The sequence below is a fragment of the Alteromonas sp. RW2A1 genome (assembly GCF_001886475.1).
Taxonomy (GTDB): Bacteria; Pseudomonadota; Gammaproteobacteria; order Enterobacterales; family Alteromonadaceae; genus Alteromonas; species Alteromonas hispanica.
In genome coordinates this window covers 488,749-505,921 of the sequence record NZ_CP018031.1, presented here as the reverse complement: position 1 = coordinate 505,921, position 17,173 = coordinate 488,749, and the positions used below count along the sequence as shown (strand labels likewise).

Genomic DNA, 17,173 nt, shown 5'->3' with positions numbered 1-17,173 from the left:
TACATAGGATATGCAAATGTTGTTCCCTTCAATCAAACTGCAAGGGATTCACATCGATATAATCTACGTAAGTAGCTGGACGCCACTATTTACTAGCTTGCTTAAAAATAATGGACTGTTCACAAAAGCAAGCAAAGAGATTGCACTACATAATGCTCCAAATTAGTGCGCTTTTTCTCGAGACAGGTGCAAACGATGGGGGGTATATCGAACACATTTATTCTTAGCGTTGAGTAATTGCCTGTTATAGAAGAGAATTTCATTTAAAGGTTTGTGCCTCAATATTGGCATCAATATTGTTTTACTTTTTGTGAACAATGCAGATTGTTTAAGAACAATATTCGGATAAAGGCGTCCGCAACTTATTTTCTAGGAAATAAGAGCGGGCGCTTTTTTGTACCTGAAATTTAGGTAAAGAATGTTTCTAAGGAATTAATATCAATAGAAAAGGTGATCAAGTATGGCGTATTTACTTCCTTCTGAATTTGCAACCAAGATGGTTGATGCTGGCGAATCCAAAATATATATGTCTACTCGCGACACATTAATTCGCGCTTTTATGGCGGGGGCCATTTTGGCGTTAGCCGCGGTTTTTGCAATAACCATAGCGGTTCAAACAGGGGTGTTTTTAATTGGTGCAATACTCTTCCCTGTTGGTTTTTGTATGCTGTACCTCATGGGGTTTGACCTACTTACCGGTGTTTTTGTGCTTACTCCATTAGCCTGGTTGGCAAAACGACCTGGCGTGACATGGCCGCAGATTTTACGTAACTGGGGGTTGGTGTTTTTAGGTAACTTTGCAGGTGCGCTGTGCGTGGCATTTATGATGTCGTTTGTATTTACCATGGGCTACAACATTGATGGTGGTGCTATAGCGGCTAAGGTGGCGGGTATCGGTGAAGCGAGAACGTTAGGGTATGCAGAGCACGGCGTTGCAGGCTGGTTTTCTATTTTTATTCGCGGCATGTTGTGTAACTGGATGGTATCGCTTGGTGTTGTTGGTGCAATGATATCTACTCACGTAAGCGGTAAAGTGTTGGCTATGTGGATGCCTATCATGCTGTTCTTCTTCATGGGGTTTGAGCATTCGGTGGTTAACATGTTTTTGTTTCCGTTCGGCTTAATTATGGGTGGCGAGTTCTCTGTGATGGATTACTTTATTTGGAATGAAATTCCTACCGCACTGGGTAATTTAGTGGGAGGCTTAGCGTTTACTGGTTTGACTATTTATTCTACGCATGTGCGCACTGCCCCTAAACGCGTTATTGCTACAGGTGCTAGCAACAAAACGGTGCTTGCAGCAAAAGTGAATGACAAAGTATAAGCCGTGATCACCCTTCGCCATGGTGCCTTTTCGAATAAAGGCACAAAACCGATTAATCAGGACCACCATTGTGTGGTGGTGCCTGATTTTTCGCTATCTGCAAATTTCGATGCTATCGCTGTTGTGTCTGATGGAATAAGTAGTAGTCAGGTTAGTCAGTATGCAAGCAACTTCGCCGTTGAAACGTTCGTTCGTGAATTCTCACGAACGAGCAATGTGTGGTCTTTGTCGAGGGCGGCACAACACGTACTGCGTACCATAAACACCGAGCTTTACATAAAAAACCAACAAAGCCCTTATTTTGAAAACCTTGATAAAGGCTATGTCTGTACCTTTAGTGCAGTCATTTTGAAAGGACAGTCTGCGGTGTTACTGCATTGTGGTGATAGCAGCATCTATCACGTACACCGCGGTGAAGTAACGCTTTGCACCCGCCAACACCGAGAAGCCGGCGAGGGTAAAAATACTTATTTAAGTAATGCCCTCGGTATTCGGCCTAACTTAAGCATTGATATGGCGATCCTAACGCTTGCGCCTAGCGATACATTTGTATTGATGACAGATGGCATAGCGGATACCTTGTCACCAAAAACATGGTACGCAATACATCAGCATAATACGTCTAGTATCGACTTGAGTGCACAGCACATAGCGCAAGCAGCACTGAATGCAGATTGCGACGATAACGTCACTGTAGTGCTGCTTGAGGTACTATCCATTGCCAAGGAAGAGAAAGTACATTATGCCTCAAATGGCTTCCTTCCTTTTTTAGATACGCCCAAATCAAACGATGTCATAGACGATTGGACAATACAGCGGCAGTTATATACCAGTGAACGCAGTCTGGTTTTTCTTGCTAAGCATAATCTCCACAATTATCAGGCAGTGTTAAAAATTCCTGCAAAGTCGATGCACGATAACGAGAGCTTTTTAGATGAAGTGGTGAAAGAAGAATGGGTTGGTGCGCGCGTCCAACATGACAATGTCCTTAAAAATTACACGTCCCCTTTTTTACGACATTACTTTTATATTGCCATGGCGTACACACCCGGAATAAGTTTACGCCAATATCGAGACGACGTTGGTAGTGTCTCTCTTTCTGAGGTTCGAGACTGGAGTGCGCAAATCGTTAGCGGCCTAACGGCACTGCATCGGCAAGACGTGCTTCATCAAGATATCAAACCGGATAACATCATGGTTGATGAAAACGGTAAAATTACACTGGTAGACTTTGGTGCCGCGAGCATAGCGGGTTATCATGTTTCGCAAAGTGATGAGCAGCTTGGCATTCCTGGCGATCTATTGTTCACCGCTCCGGAATACTTTGTAGGGCTGTGGCCTGATGAAAGCGCTGATCAATTTTCTTTAGCAGTGGTCTTATATTTTTTATTAAGTGGCGAGTACCCCTTTAACAGTAACGTTGCCAAGAAGAGCAACTACGCAGGGCTACTTAAATTGCGCTATATCAGTCTGCTACAACGAAATGTTGCTGTCCCTATGTGGGTTGACGAAGCGCTGAAACGGGCTTGTCATCCTAAAGCGTCGAAACGCTATCCGAGCTTGTCTGAATTTCTATACGACTTAAATCACCCTAATCCGTCTTACCGTAAAAGCTTGCCCCTGATGGAGCAACATCCAGTGCGGGCATGGCAAACCGTGTCTGGCGTATTGCTGGTATTGCTCATTGTTGTGTTCGTTGTTCATTATACTTAGCGAGCGGCTCCAGCTGCGTAAAGGCAGTGAGTTATTCAGTACTACGCTAATGCACCATAAATAATCTTTTTTGCTTTCTAATGGTGCGATATCACTGGGTCTACGCCAAAGCTATACGGCTAAGTCTTTGTAATATAGTGATGAAAAGCATTGGCACTATACTTGTATTATTATTTTCATAGTCTCGACTAGGTACCTAGGTATCATCGAGTAACAACACAATTAATACTGTACTTAATCAGGCAATGAAGCCCGCAACCAGGAATGGTTGCGGGCTTTTTTTTGCTTTAAATAAAGGTGAACGAGATGACGCTTTCCTCACAGCAGCAACAACGCATAGTGATAATTGGCAACGGTATGGTTGGCCATCACTTTGTTGAGCAACTTATAAACAGCAAAGCCGACTACCATATTACTGTGTTAAGTGGAGAGGGCCGGTTAGCTTACGATCGCGTTTACTTATCGTCGTACTTTACGGGTAAAACCGCAGCCGATTTAGCACTTACCGACGAAAAAACGTATCAGCAGTGGGGGGTGAACGCAGTTACCGGTGCGTGGGTAACTAATATTGATCGTTCCCATCAAGTCGTGACAACTAAAGACGGTACTTCATATCCCTACGATAAACTCGTGTTAGCGACAGGTTCTTACCCTTTTGTGCCTCCTATTCCTGGCAACGAGCAAGAACATTGTTTGGTGTATCGCACCATTGAAGATCTTGAATCTATCAGTGCCTCTGCAGCACAAAGTAAAATAGGCGTTGTTGTGGGAGGTGGTCTACTTGGGCTTGAAGCAGCAAACGCGCTTAAATCTGCAGGCCTAGAAACACATGTGGTTGAATTTGCACCACAGTTAATGGCGGTGCAGCTTGATGCAATGGGAGGCACACTGCTTAAAGATAAAATTGAAGCGCTCGGCGTACAAGTACATACACAAAAAGCCACGGAAGTCATCGAGGCTGGCGAGCAGTGCCGCTACCGAATGAAATTTTCTGATGGTTCACATCTTGAGACCGATATGGTGTTATTTTCTGCCGGTATACGACCTAGTGATCAGTTAGCCCGTGAATTTGATTTAGTAGTGGGTGAACGCGGCGGTATCGTTATCGATAATCAATGTATAACCTCCGATCCTAACGTGTACGCGATTGGTGAATGCGCATTGTGGGAAAATCGTATTTACGGCTTAGTAGCTCCAGGGTACGCCATGGCTCGCGCCGCCGCTGCAAGTCTTACCAACAGTGAGGGCGAATTTGCAGGTGCGGATATGAGCACCAAGCTCAAGCTAATGGGTGTTGAAGTGGGGTCTATTGGCGATGCTCACGGCAAAACTCCAGGGGCGTTGGTATACACCTACCACGACCAACCTGCAGGCGTGTACAAAAAGCTTGTTGTAGATGAAACCAAAACCCAAGTAATAGGTGCGGTGCTTATCGGTGATACCAGCGATTACGATACCTTGTTGCAATATGCCCTAAACAACATTGCGCTGCCCGACGCGCCAGAAGCACTGATATTACCTTCCTCAGGGGAAAAGCCCTTGTTAGGGGCCGATGCCCTTGGCGATAGCGCCACTATTTGTTCATGTCACAACGTATCTAAAGGCGATATTGTCGAGGCTATCGAAAGCGGCAGTTGCTCTTTAGGCGATATAAGGTCGTGCACAAAAGCGAGTACGGGCTGCGGAGGATGTTCGGCATTACTTAAAAACGTTGTCGATGCCGAACTAGAGAAACGGGGCGTAGAAGTATCTAAAGCCATTTGCGAACATTTCAATCACACTCGCCAAGAGCTCTATCACCTTATTCAAGTAGAAAATATTGAGACGTTTGACGAGCTGCTTGAGAAGCATGGTAAAGGGTTGGGCTGCGAAATTTGTAAACCGGCCGCAGCATCGATATTTGCGTCGGTATGGAACGATTATATTCTTCGTCAGGCGCACCAGCCACTTCAAGACACTAACGATACTTATTTGGGCAACATGCAAAAAGACGGCACTTACTCTGTTGTGCCGCGGGTAGCTGGTGGTGAAATTACTCCAGATAAGCTCATTTTATTGGGCGAAGTTGCAAAAGAATACAACCTTTACACCAAAATTACAGGCGGTCAGCGCGTTGACTTATTTGGCGCACGCGTAGAGCAACTCCCTGCAATTTGGCAAAAATTAGTGGCCGGTGGTTTTGAGACCGGACATGCCTATGCGAAGTCGTTACGTACAGTTAAATCTTGTGTGGGCAGCACGTGGTGTAGGTTTGGTGTGCAAGACTCAGTTGGCCAAGCTATCGATTTAGAAAACCGCTATAAGGGCCTACGTGCACCGCATAAAATTAAATTTGGAGTATCGGGATGCACACGTGAATGCGCAGAGGCTCAAGGGAAAGACATTGGCATTATTGCAACGGAAAACGGTTGGAACCTTTACGTCTGCGGTAATGGTGGCATGAAGCCACGCCATGCCGACCTATTCGCCACCGATTTAGATGACGCAACACTGGTGAAATACATCGACCGCGTGCTGATGTTTTACACAAAAACTGCCGATCGGCTTCAGCGCACCTCGGTGTGGATGGAGAACCTTGAAGGTGGGTTGGACTACCTCAAGTCGGTGGTTATCGACGATTCGCTTGGTATTTGTGACGACCTTGAGGCTCAAATGCAACATATTACCGACAGCTATCAGTGCGAATGGAAAACCACCATTGAATCGCCTGAGGCGCTTAAACGGTTCCGCCAGTTTGTAAACAGCGACGAAACCGACTCAAACATTCAGTTTGTTACCGAAAGAGATCAAATTCGTCCTGCCACCAGCGCCGAAAAATACGCAGGTCAACAAGCCATTCCAGTAGATATCATTTAGGAGAAATTTATGCAGGCTCAGGCTGAGGTATTAACAACGTGGAACGATGTGTGTCATACCGACGATCTTGTCACAAATAGTGGTGTGTGTGTGTTGCTTGAGGGCAAGCAAATCGCTCTTTTTAAAATTCACATAGAAGGCAATACTCAGTATTTCGGTGTTAGTAATTGGGATCCGGTTGGGCAAGCTAATGTTTTGTATCGCGGTATTGTGGGCACTTTACAAGGCAACATTGTAGTGGCATCACCGCTTTACAAAGAGCATTACGTACTTGCCACGGGGAAATGCCTAGAACGGGACGATGTCGGCATACAATCATATGAAATACGGGTAGAGCAAAACCGTGTTTTAGTCGCATCGTTATAGCACATTAGCCAATCAGATTGATTATGACTACAACACCTACACCAACGCCACCCAACCACGCTTGTCAAGACGACAGGTTGCTGCAAACTACCTGTCCGTACTGTGGCGTTGGTTGTGGCGTCGATGTTATTCAGCGTGGTGGCATGCAAGGGCAGTTAAGCCAACTTACGGGAAGTCCTGAACACCCTGCAAATTACGGTCGACTCTGTATTAAAGGCACCCACTTATTAGAAACCCTTGATAAGCACAAGCGCTTAACTCAACCTGTTGTTTTTGGTCAAGTTGCGACTTGGGACACGGCAACCAAGGAGATTGCTGGGCGTTTAACACAGATCATTGAGCAGTATGGGCCTGATGCTATCGGATTGTATGGTTCGGGTCAGTTACTGACAGAAGATTACTACGTGGCCAATAAGTTGATGAAAGGCTTTATTGGCACGGCGAATATTGATACGAATTCGAGATTGTGTATGTCATCGGCGGTAGTGGCCTATAAACGCGCCTTTGGCGAGGATATTGTGCCCTGTAACTACGACGATTTAGAGCACACTGACTTACTGATTTTGATAGGCAGTAATGCGGCGTGGACCCACCCCGTGCTTTATCAGCGTATTGAGCGCGCTAAACTTAGAAACCCTGCAATGAAGGTGGTAATTATCGACCCTCGTCGCACCGACAGCAACACGCTAGCAGACTTACATATAGCCCTTCGGCCAGGCTCAGACAGTGCCTTATTTTGCGGTTTGCTTAATTACTTAGCAGACAATAACGCCTTAGATAAACCATTTATTGAGGCATCTACAAATGGGTTTGATGATGCACTAAAAGCAGCGTCATCCTGGTCTCTGGAAGCCGTATCTGAAGCTTGCGATGTGCCACAAGAGTATTTAAATACTCTGTTTAATTGGTTTGCTGAATTACCGCGCGTCATCAGCTTCTTTTCGATGGGTATTAATCAATCTACCACTGGTGTTGATAAAGGAAACGCTATTATAAACTGCCACTTAGCCAGCGGGAAAATAGGCCGAGAGGGATGTGGTCCGTTTTCAATTACCGGCCAACCCAACGCTATGGGAGGGCGAGAAGTAGGTGGTTTATCGACTATGCTAGCGGCGCATATGGATATTGACGACCCTGAGCATCACCAAACAGTAAGTACGTTTTGGCAGGCGCCAAATTTAATTACCAAACCGGGTTTAAAAGCCGTCGATATGTTTCAAGCCGCCGCCGATGGCAAGCTTAAATGCTTGTGGATAATGGCAACTAACCCCGTTGCAAGCATGCCAAACAGGGCTCTAGTTGAAAAGGCGCTGGCCAATTGCGAATTAGTGATTGTGTCTGAGACTGCGGCTAAAAATGATACGCTGCGCTTTGCTGATATTGTATTGCCTGCCACGGGGTGGTCAGAGAAAAACGGCACCGTAACTAATTCTGAGCGACGCATCTCCAGGCAGCGCGGCTTACTAGCCCCTATTGGCGAGGCAAAACACGACTGGCAAATCATCAGTATGGTGGCGCGCGCTATGGGGTTTAAAGATGCCTTTAATTATCATCATCCGCAGCAAATTTTTAACGAGCACTGCGCGCTAACCTCTGCAAATAATAATGGCGCTCGTGCGCTTGATTTAGGCCCGCTTGCCAATTTAACTATAGCTGAGTATGACGCATTACGGCCCCAACAATGGCCTCTTGAATCTGCACATCGCATAGGCTGTGAACGATTATTTGCAAATGGTGAGTATTACACCAAAGACGGTAAAGCCCGTTTTATAGCAATAACGCCCCAAAAGCCTGAACAACAAACCTGCAAGCAGTATCCTTTTATTCTTAATACAGGGCGAGTGCGCGATCAGTGGCATACCATGACACGAACTGGCAACGCGTCGCGTTTGCTTAAACATATCGATCGGCCATGGCTCAGCATTCATCCAGATGACGCAAAACTTAAAGGTATTAGCGATGGTTCGCTGGTAGTGCTCCACGCGGCTTGCAGTGGCGAGATCAAGGTTATATTGCCTGCTAAACTTGACGATAGGCAGCGAACTGGCGAGCTGTTCGCCCCTTTTCATTGGTCAGCTACATGGGGATCGCATTGCAAAGTGGGTGCGCTTCTTAGCGGGGCAAACGATGCGTTATCGGGCCAGCCTGAGTTGAAACACGGCGCGGTCAGCGCTACCCCTTTTGATGCCGCCACATTGGGAATGTTGTTTGGCGAAAGCGCTTTGGTTGATGCTATAAAAACGTCATGCTATTACTGGCTTGACACTACCTCAGGTAGTCTGTCGTGCACCCAAATCGCCGACATAGTTCCCCCAATGCAGCTGTTAAACAATGTTGTACCGCTGTTACCACAAAATACCCAGTGGTATACCTTTCAATGTGCAAATCAATGTTCATTAGTCGCCACACACAAAGGAAAAGTGGTGTTGAGTATCATGCTCAATGCATCTTCATTGTCTATACCTACCGATTGGCTAGAAAGTATGTTCAATAGTGACGATGCGCTAACGCAGGCACAAATAAACAGCCTATTGCATCAGCAACCCGACGAAGCTTTTATGCTAGGTAAGATTGTGTGCAGTTGCTTCAGCGTGCGCGAAAAAACCATTACTACAGCGATTGAACAGGGCACTAACAGTGTAAGCGGGTTAGGTACTGCACTTAAATGTGGAACTAACTGCGGTTCATGTAAAACGGAGTTGGCTTCATTACTTTCTGCTAATCACAAAGCCAGTACATTACCTAAACCGAACAATGATGACACATCGGCCAATACGCCGGTGACAGAGGAAACCCTATTATGAACGCTCGATTACATGCCTTCTCTGGTGCTTTGCATAGCGCCTTATTTCGTATTCAAAGCGCGTTTATCAATCGCGATACTGGCATTGATACTACTACGCCTTCTGCTATACACAGCAATAGAAAACACAGGGGCGAGGTGTTTATCGTTGGTGCCGGACCCGGTGACGCCGAGCTTTTAACCCTTAAAGCACACCGCCTTTTACAAACCGCTGATGTGGTACTGTTTGATTGGTTGGTTAGCCAGTCAGTATTAGACTGTATACCACGTCATATAAGTAAAGAGTTTGTGGGTAAGCGGTGCGGTAAACACAGCATGCCACAAACTATGATTTGTCAGCGCTTGGTTGAACTAGGCCTTGAAGGCAAGCGAGTGGTACGACTAAAAGGAGGCGACCCTGCCATTTTTGCGCGTACTAGTGAAGAAACAATGGCGCTTCACAGTGCAGGCATAAAGTTTGCCATTGTGCCGGGCATTACGGCGGCCTCTGGCGCTTCTGCCTATACGGGTATTCCCCTTACCGATAGACGATTTGCCCAGTCGGTAAAATTTATGACCGCGCAATTTCAAAACCCAGAAAAGCAGGCCGATTGGACTGCTATTGCTAACAGTGCAAAACATGAAACAACTGTTATTTACATGGGGCTTAAACGGTTACAGCAACTTTCTGAAAAGCTTATCGACGAAGGTATTGATAGTGGATTACCTGTTGCGGTAATAGAAAATGCATGTTGCCCTGAGCAGCAGGTGGTAACGGGGACAATAACAACTATTTATCAACGGGTTCTTGATGCGGTAGTAGCCGGTCCTGCACTGGTGATTATTGGTGAGGTGGTAGCAGCGCGACAAGCGGTGTCGGCAGATTTAATGAACGAGAGCACAATAAGTCAGTAGAGACATCTTTAGCTGAAAGTTGAATGAACGGACTTAGAGAAAAGCAACGGATGATTATTGTGCAGCAAATGCACTAATTTCAGTCAAACCAATGAGTGTAAAAAGAGGTGCACAATCTAAGTGTTTGAAAAATATATCTTTATATTTTTGGCACTAAACGTGAACAGTACAAAGTAGGTGGTAGTATTAAAAGTGTTTAATTCACTTTTGGTACACACAGGAAGCTCCGCCATAATGCTTGTTTTTTATTAGGGCGAGCTTTTAAACAAAATTTAGTGTTTTGTTACTTCATCTTAGTAACGAAACATTCGGCAACGAAGCCTACCCGCTATTGATAACACGGTTATCCATAGCGGGTGGTTTTTTTTTGGCTAAAGGAAAGTAAATGTTATCAATTATTGTAAATAGAAAACGCAGAAAACCAGCCGGTGCACTCTCTTTAGTAGCTGCATTATTTTCAGTATCGCTGTTGGCATCGGTTACTACTGTGAACGCGCAAGAACTTGGATGGCCAGAAAAAGAAGAGCTTAAATTCGGATTTATTAAGCTGACTGATATGGCACCACTGGCAGTAGCTTACGAGAAAGGATACTTCGAAGACGAAGGGCTGTATGTCACATTGGAAGCGCAAGCAAACTGGAAGGTCCTGTTAGACAGAGTGATAGATGGTCAGCTTGATGGCGCGCATATGTTAGCCGGGCAACCACTAGGCGCCACTATTGGTTATGGCACGCAGTCTCATATTGTTACTGCTTTTAGCATGGACTTAAACGGCAACGGCATTACTGTGTCGAACGATGTGTGGGCTGATATGAAAAAGGCGATTCCTCATGAGGATGGAAAGCCGGTTCACCCTATTAAAGCTGATTACCTAAAACCCGTTGTAGACAGTTATAAAGAAGCGGGCAAACCTTTTAAAATGGGTATGGTGTTTCCGGTTTCTACGCACAATTACGAACTTCGTTATTGGCTAGCGGCAGGAGGAATTCATCCCGGGTATTACGCACCGCACAAAGGGGATACCTCAGGTCAAATCGATGCCCAAGCACTTCTATCTGTAACACCACCACCTCAGATGCCTGCCACAATGGAAGCTGGCACAATTAATGGGTACTGCGTGGGCGAACCATGGAATCAGCAGGCGGTATTTAAAGACATCGGTGTGCCGGTGATCACCGACTATGAAATTTGGAAAAATAACCCAGAAAAAGTATTCGGTGTAAGCAGTCAGTGGGCAGAAGAAAACCCAAACACTCACATTCGCGTGGTAAAGGCGATGATCCGTGCTGCTATGTGGCTTGATGCCAATAACAACGCCAACAGGCCGGAAGCTGTAAAAATGCTTGCGAAAAGTAGCTATGTAGGTGCCGACGAAGAAGTTATCGCCAACAGTATGACCGGCACTTTCGAATATGAAAAAGGCGATAAGCGAGACATACCCGACTTCAACGTATTTTTCCGCCATAACGCTACGTATCCCTACTATAGCGATGCTATCTGGTATCTCACACAAATGCGTCGCTGGGGCCAAATTTCTGAGCCTAAATCTGATAACTGGTATTTAGAGACGGCCAAAAATGTCTACCGACCTGATATCTACACCAGGGCTGCAAAAGCGCTTATCAAGGATGGCTTAGCAAAAGCGTCAGACTTTCCCGACTTTGCCTCTGAGACTGGTTTTAAACCGCCGCAAACTGAATTTATCGATAATGTGACGTTTGATGGAACGAAGCCAAATGGATATCTCGAGCAATTTTCAATTGGACTTAAAGGTGACACGGTACTTTAACCGTGTTGACCTATACACAAAGAGGCATAACCATGAGTAAATCGGTACAGGCAATAAGCCAAATTGGCCAGCTAGACGGCAAAAGCAAGATAACTCAACTTGTTTCAATGCTACCTAAATTGCTCATGCCATTGGTCGGTATACTGTTATTTTTAGCCGTTTGGAATGGTGTTTCAAAATCTATTGATACGTCGTTAGGGCAATTTCCAGGGCCTGCACAGGTATGGGAACAGAGTATTGTGCTTGTTAGCGAGCACAACACGCAGCGAGAAAAAGCCGAAGCCTTCTATGAACGTCAAGAGGTACGAAATGCCAAGCGTTTGGCGCAAGACGAAAGCTACGTGCCTAAAATTCGCGAGTTTACCGGTGCTCCAACCTTTTTTGACCAAATTTGGACTAGCTTGTACACGGTCATGGTGGGCTTTTTTATTGCTAGCGTAATAGCAGTGCCGGCAGGTATTTTGTGCGGACTCAGTAAGTCTGCTTATGCTGCGATGAATCCGCTCATTCAAATATTTAAACCTGTTTCTCCCTTGGCCTGGCTGCCGTTGGTAACGATGGTAGTTAGTGCCCTTTATGTTAGCAACGACCCCATGTTTTCAAAATCGTTTATCACCTCGGCAGTCACCGTGTCTTTGTGTTGCTTATGGCCAACGTTGGTCAATACGGCGGTAGGTGTATCCAATATCGATTCAGACCTAGTTAACGTGAGTAAAGTATTGCGATTAACACCTTTAAAACATGTACAAAAAATTGTGTTGCCGGCTTCTATTCCCATGATATTCACAGGTCTACGTTTGTCCCTAGGCATCGGTTGGATGGTGCTTATCGCTGCTGAAATGCTGGCTCAAAACCCTGGATTGGGTAAGTTTGTATGGGATGAATTTCAAAATGGTAGCTCTGAGTCGTTAGCAAGAATTATGGTGGCAGTTATTACCATCGGTATTATTGGCTTCATGCTCGATCGTTTGATGTTAGCTGTTCAGCGCTTCGCAAGCTGGGATAAAAACTCGGTGTTGCGATAATTGAGCAACGCTTACAAGAGGAATAAATTATGCAAAACAAACATTTAGAGCTATCACAAGTGGGTATTGATTTCCCCACGCCCAAAGGGCCTTTTACCGCCCTTACCGACGTAAATCTGAAAATAAAGAAGGGTGAATTTATTTCGCTAATTGGTCATTCAGGCTGCGGTAAGTCGACAGTATTAAATATTGTTGCAGGCCTACATCAGGCTACAAATGGTGGTGTTATTTTAGATGGATGCGAGGTAAAAGAGCCCGGTCCAGAACGTGCTGTCGTGTTTCAAAATCATTCGCTACTGCCGTGGCTATCTGTGTATAAAAACGTGGAACTCGCGGTTAAACAAACGCAGAAAAGTAAATCGAAAAAGGATATTCGCGATTGGATTTTGCATAACCTTGAACTCGTTCATATGACCCATGCACTTGATAAGCTGCCGTCAGAGATTTCGGGCGGTATGAAGCAACGGGTAGGTATTGCTCGTGCCCTAGCCATGGAACCAAAAGTATTGCTGATGGACGAGCCTTTTGGCGCGTTAGATGCACTTACCCGCGCGCATTTACAAGACTCATTGATGGATATCCACGCCGAACTTGGTAACACGGTTATTATGATCACACATGATGTGGATGAGGCGGTGTTGCTGTCTGATCGCATCGTAATGATGACAAATGGGCCATCGGCCACTATTGGTGAAGTTCTTGAGGTCAATCTACCTCGCCCTCGAGACCGTTTAGTACTGGCGGATAACCCAGAATACAACCATTACCGGCATGAGGTGCTTACCTTTTTGTACGAAAAGCAAAAAAAAGTTGAGCCAGTTTCAAACTATAAAAAAACAAAGCAAAAGAACGCGTCAAAAGATAGCGACGCTGCATAGCACTTAAATACAACAAGCAATAAAAAACAATTGGTTAGCTCGACTCTTTGAGGCCGGGTCAGGTTCTCTCACACAAAATTTAGGAATTCACTATGAAAATTGCAGCAAAAATAAGTACACGGGGGATACTCTCAATTGGCATCGCAATGGCGTTAGCGCCGATTGCTCAAGCGGCCGATTGGTACGAGGCGCTATCAGACATTAAAGCAAGCGCAGACTTTTACTTACGTTATGAGGGCGCCTCTCAAGATAATGCGCTAAGCGATGCTAATGCACTAACGCTGCGTACTTTCGCCGGTATTGAATCGGGTGAGTACAACGGCTTTTCATTTAAAGTAGAAATGGAAGACAGCAGAATAGTGCTGGGCCAAGGTGACTATACCGTCGGGCCAACAGGTTATAATGTTGGTGAATATTCTGTGATTGCAGACCCCGAAACTACTGAGCTTGATCAAGCCTATATTCAATACAGAAGCGACAATATAAAGGTAAAGGCAGGGCGGCAAGTTATCGCACTAGACACTCACCGCTTTATTGGTAGCGTTGCATGGCGTCAAGACCGTCAAACCTTTGATGGCATATCGGTAAATTATAAAGTGAGCGATAACATCCACGCCTTTTATGCTTATGTTAATCAGCGCAATCGTATTTTTGCAGAAGCCGCAGATTTTGATTCAAAGGATCATTTTCTAAATGTAAGTTATAGCAACAATATAGGTAAATTAACGGCCTATGCGTATTTACTCGAAATAGATAACGATGTTGAGAACGCCCTTGATACTTACGGCCTGCGTTTTGCGGGTGCTTATAAAACAGATACTATTAAATGGCTTTATACCGCAGAGGTGGCAACGCAAAGCGCGCAAACCGACACTACAGATTTCGATGCTACGTACACGTTGCTTGAGGGCGGTGCTGTTGTATCTGGCATTACGGCGAAATTAGGGTACGAGGTACTTGGCTCTGACGACGGCAACTACGGTTTTGCTACTCCCTTATCCACATTGCATAAATTCAATGGTTGGTCTGATCAATTTTTGAATACGCCAACTCAGGGTCTGAAAGATTTTTCTGCCACAATTTCAACGAGGTTTGCAGGAGGTAAATGGACTGCGATTTACCATCAATTCGACGCCGATGAGGCAGCCATTGCCATTGATGATTTTGGTAATGAAATAAACTTTTTGTACACAACTAAAGTGGCTGAAAAGTTCAATTTAGGTGTCAAATATGCAAATTATTCAGCGCAAGATTTCAGTGTTGATACCGAGCGAGTATGGGTGTGGGTTTCAACGAAGTTTTAATCGCCAAAATCTAAGTCTACTAGGGTAACGCCCATGCTAGATGATTTAAGTATTCAACCTTATACAAAAACGCCGTTGCAACGTTGCCTTGGCTTTATTCTGGCTGGCGGACGTTCCTCGCGCATGGGCCAAGACAAGGCAACGGTCACCGTTGCGGGGCGCAGTATGCTGCAAACCGCACGCGACGTAATGAACCACACGCAGGTACACCGCCATATTGTAGTGGGTGGTCGCTTTGCTGATGTTCATGAAAATACAACAGGTTTAGGGCCTGGTCGGGCTATTTGTGAGTTAGTAACGCACTCATATTCGCATTGCCTTGAAAGCGAGGACTATTTGACGCAAAGCCAAGCTGTAGAGGAATATGCTTTATTCATTCCCGTCGATATGCCTTTTTTACAGCCCAAAAACCTGACTACGCTCATCCAACTATCACAACAACATCAATGCGCTTATTTTTATGAGCAATATTACTTACCTTTAGTGATACCAATATCGGCTAGCAACTCAAATACACTGAGTGAGCTAGTCATGCAAAAGCCTTCACCGTCGGTACGCAATGTTATCAATGCTGTTGGTGCTAGCGCCGCAAAATACAGAGGCGATGAAAAAGAATTTGCCAATATAAACAGTCCAGCGGAATTAGCTGAAGTGCTAATACGTACAAATGAACCTTGGGCAGCGCAATAGTAAAGCAAGTGCCTTCGCCCACCTGACTTTCAATGCTTATTTTGCCGTCATAGCTCTCAATAATACCGTGGCTTATTGCAAGGCTTAGCCCGGTACCGGTGCCAATTTCTTTTGTCGTGAAAAACGGTTTAAACAGCTTGTCGATATTTTTAGCGGGAATTCCGCAGCCGTTGTCTTTACTCTTACCTGTATAGTGTTACTCGTTTCTTCTATATCAATATCAATCACACCGTTTTCTTCAATGGCCTTTACCGCGTTTACAAGTAGATTAACAAATACTTGACTGAGCTCTGTTAAGTTACCGTTTACATAGCAATCGTCACCGGGTTCGTAATGTAAGGCAGCATTATGTTTTAACTCGTTATTAACCAGAGAAATAGCTAAGTTAATGGCAGATTGAACAGACATTCTATTTTGTGTTGAATCTGAAGGGTGAGCAAAGCCTCGCACGTTGTTGACCATTGCCGGTGACAAGCGACATCTGAGCGCTGAGATTGGCACCACCATGGTACTGTACACGTAGGGCTCAGCCATGACGCATCATCCGCATGTGCACTGCATTTTTCCTGGTGGTGGCTTTGATAACGCTAAGCAATGGAAAGGCTGCAAAAAAGGCTTCTTCTTGCCGGTCAGAGTGTTATCACGCTTGTTCCGCCGATTGTACATGCAAGGTGTAGCAGAGTTATATGCGGCTGGGCCGTTATTATGCTTCGGGAAGTTAGCTAGCGCTATTGGCTTCGAACACGCAGCGCACTTTACGACGTGGTGTAAACGGCAACAATTCATGAAATGGGTAGTCTATGCCAGACAAACGTTGCACTTAGCGCCGCAGCAAGAAACTAAAGAAGCGGTTAACGAATCGAAGGCCGACGCAACCCCCTTCGTGTGCAGGCACTGTCAATCACCGATGACGGTATCGGCGCTCACACTTCCGGCTTTCTTACCAAGAGCTCCCCTACATCGAATTAGGGGTTGCTGATGCGAAAAAAAATCGCCATAACTGACGAGGGTAGCGCTGTACTTGAAACCAGCTAAAACACATGACAAGGATTAAAATGAAGCAAACAAACTGAGTGGAAACGTGAAAATAGATGCGAATAGAAACAAAGTATAACTGGAAACAGGTGATCAAGACGCTCATCTTCTACGGCAGACTCACCTCAGTCATCGAAGTCCCCAAAAGCTCCACCACCGAAGTAACATCCCGCGGTTTCGTCCACAGGAGATTATCATCCATCTACCCCAGACGGGGACATCAACGTGAATCAGAATGGAGGGCAGATTGGAGGCGTTTTTGACGGGCAGGTGACATCCACAAGCGGTCATGCGTTTGCAAAACTGGATGAGAATTCAATACCCATTTACCAATACAAAATTAAGTATTGACGGTCTTCTGATGGGGCAAAACCAGACATTAAAATTTTGAACTCATTAGCAGAGAGATGACCATCCAAATTTTTAATCGTTTTACTCACTCATAGAGTTTCAGCATTGCTCTGAACCATTTGTAATTTGCGTCGTAATTTATTTA

The 17,173-nt window shown here is 45.2% G+C and carries 13 protein-coding genes and 3 pseudogenes; 14 read left to right on the top strand and 2 right to left on the bottom strand.

Annotated features, from left to right (window positions below):
- Nucleotides 1–460: 460 nt before the first annotated feature.
- The 13 genes and pseudogenes from BM528_RS02245 (at nt 461) to mobA (ending at nt 15,642) form a co-directional block, all read left to right on the top strand.
- Nucleotides 461–1,324, top strand: coding sequence for a formate/nitrite transporter family protein (locus BM528_RS02245; RefSeq protein ID WP_071978477.1), 864 nt, complete (start codon nt 461–463; stop codon nt 1,322–1,324).
- Nucleotides 1,325–1,327: 3 nt separating this feature from the next.
- The gene (locus BM528_RS02240; protein WP_083595172.1) at nt 1,328–3,037 is read left to right on the top strand and encodes a bifunctional protein-serine/threonine kinase/phosphatase; all 1,710 of its coding nucleotides are present in this window, start codon (nt 1,328–1,330) and stop codon (nt 3,035–3,037) included.
- A 306-nt stretch (nt 3,038–3,343) separates the two neighbouring features.
- Complete coding sequence (nirB, locus tag BM528_RS02235; protein WP_071978476.1) at nt 3,344–5,893, top strand: nitrite reductase large subunit NirB; 2,550 nt, start codon at nt 3,344–3,346, stop codon at nt 5,891–5,893.
- A gap of 9 nt (nt 5,894–5,902) precedes the next feature.
- Nucleotides 5,903–6,259 carry a nitrite reductase small subunit NirD gene (gene nirD, locus BM528_RS02230; RefSeq protein WP_071978475.1) on the top strand — a complete coding sequence of 119 codons (357 nt, stop codon included), beginning with the start codon at nt 5,903–5,905 and terminating at the stop codon, nt 6,257–6,259.
- A 23-nt stretch (nt 6,260–6,282) separates the two neighbouring features.
- Nucleotides 6,283–7,764, top strand: a pseudogene (locus tag BM528_RS19035) (molybdopterin-dependent oxidoreductase); the annotation flags it as partial.
- A 3-nt stretch (nt 7,765–7,767) separates the two neighbouring features.
- Nucleotides 7,768–8,406 (top strand): annotated as a pseudogene (locus BM528_RS19030) (molybdopterin oxidoreductase family protein); the annotation flags it as partial.
- A 54-nt stretch (nt 8,407–8,460) separates the two neighbouring features.
- Nucleotides 8,461–9,063 (top strand): (2Fe-2S)-binding protein, encoded by a 603-nt coding sequence (locus BM528_RS19025; RefSeq protein ID WP_442855907.1) that lies wholly within the window; start codon nt 8,461–8,463, stop codon nt 9,061–9,063.
- Nucleotides 9,060–9,956: a uroporphyrinogen-III C-methyltransferase gene (gene cobA, locus BM528_RS02220; protein WP_071978473.1), complete on the top strand. Its 897-nt coding sequence runs from the start codon at nt 9,060–9,062 to the stop codon at nt 9,954–9,956. The genes BM528_RS19025 and cobA overlap by 4 nt, the downstream gene beginning before the upstream one ends.
- A gap of 385 nt (nt 9,957–10,341) precedes the next feature.
- Entirely contained in the window at nt 10,342–11,745 is a 1,404-nt protein-coding gene (locus BM528_RS02215) for a CmpA/NrtA family ABC transporter substrate-binding protein (RefSeq protein WP_071978472.1), read from the top strand.
- A gap of 107 nt (nt 11,746–11,852) precedes the next feature.
- Nucleotides 11,853–12,770: an ABC transporter permease gene (locus BM528_RS02210; RefSeq protein WP_232230626.1), complete on the top strand. Its 918-nt coding sequence runs from the start codon at nt 11,853–11,855 to the stop codon at nt 12,768–12,770.
- Between the two features lie 29 nt (nt 12,771–12,799).
- On the top strand, nt 12,800–13,648 hold the full coding sequence (locus BM528_RS02205; protein ID WP_071978471.1) for an ABC transporter ATP-binding protein: 849 nt from the start codon (nt 12,800–12,802) through the stop codon (nt 13,646–13,648).
- 92 nt (nt 13,649–13,740) lie between these two features.
- Nucleotides 13,741–14,952, top strand: a complete 1,212-nt coding sequence (locus tag BM528_RS02200; protein ID WP_071978470.1) for an alginate export family protein — start codon at nt 13,741–13,743, stop codon at nt 14,950–14,952.
- 33 nt (nt 14,953–14,985) lie between these two features.
- Nucleotides 14,986–15,642 (top strand): molybdenum cofactor guanylyltransferase, encoded by a 657-nt coding sequence (mobA, locus tag BM528_RS02195; RefSeq protein ID WP_071978469.1) that lies wholly within the window; start codon nt 14,986–14,988, stop codon nt 15,640–15,642.
- Here the strand turns inward: mobA and BM528_RS19020 are convergent.
- Nucleotides 15,533–15,778, bottom strand: a complete 246-nt coding sequence (locus BM528_RS19020) for an ATP-binding protein (RefSeq protein WP_442855906.1) — start codon at nt 15,776–15,778, stop codon at nt 15,533–15,535. The genes mobA and BM528_RS19020 overlap by 110 nt on opposite strands.
- Nucleotides 15,727–16,176: a hypothetical protein gene (locus BM528_RS18615; protein ID WP_071978468.1), complete on the bottom strand. Its 450-nt coding sequence runs from the start codon at nt 16,174–16,176 to the stop codon at nt 15,727–15,729. The genes BM528_RS19020 and BM528_RS18615 overlap by 52 nt, the downstream gene beginning before the upstream one ends.
- On the opposite strand from BM528_RS18615, the pseudogene BM528_RS02180 reads away from it, so the two are divergent.
- Nucleotides 16,079–16,621, top strand: a pseudogene (locus BM528_RS02180) (transposase); the annotation flags it as partial. The gene BM528_RS18615 and the pseudogene BM528_RS02180 sit on opposite strands and share 98 nt — an antisense overlap.
- Nucleotides 16,622–17,173 lie beyond the last annotated feature (552 nt).

Excerpts from the sequence above, each read along its gene's own strand:
- BM528_RS02245 (WP_071978477.1), top strand. The coding sequence starts at position 461 with ATGGCGTATTTACTTCCTTCTGAATTTGCAACCAAGATGGTTGATGCT.
- nirB (WP_071978476.1), top strand. The coding sequence starts at position 3,344 with ATGACGCTTTCCTCACAGCAGCAACAACGCATAGTGATAATTGGCAAC.
- nirD (WP_071978475.1), top strand. The coding sequence starts at position 5,903 with ATGCAGGCTCAGGCTGAGGTATTAACAACGTGGAACGATGTGTGTCAT.
- BM528_RS19025 (WP_442855907.1), top strand. The coding sequence starts at position 8,461 with ATGTTGTTTGGCGAAAGCGCTTTGGTTGATGCTATAAAAACGTCATGC.
- cobA (WP_071978473.1), top strand. The coding sequence starts at position 9,060 with ATGAACGCTCGATTACATGCCTTCTCTGGTGCTTTGCATAGCGCCTTA.
- BM528_RS02215 (WP_071978472.1), top strand. The coding sequence starts at position 10,342 with ATGTTATCAATTATTGTAAATAGAAAACGCAGAAAACCAGCCGGTGCA.
- BM528_RS02210 (WP_232230626.1), top strand. The coding sequence starts at position 11,853 with ATGCTACCTAAATTGCTCATGCCATTGGTCGGTATACTGTTATTTTTA.
- BM528_RS02205 (WP_071978471.1), top strand. The coding sequence starts at position 12,800 with ATGCAAAACAAACATTTAGAGCTATCACAAGTGGGTATTGATTTCCCC.
- BM528_RS02200 (WP_071978470.1), top strand. The coding sequence starts at position 13,741 with ATGAAAATTGCAGCAAAAATAAGTACACGGGGGATACTCTCAATTGGC.
- mobA (WP_071978469.1), top strand. The coding sequence starts at position 14,986 with ATGCTAGATGATTTAAGTATTCAACCTTATACAAAAACGCCGTTGCAA.
- BM528_RS18615 (WP_071978468.1), bottom strand. The coding sequence starts at position 16,176 with ATGGCTGAGCCCTACGTGTACAGTACCATGGTGGTGCCAATCTCAGCG.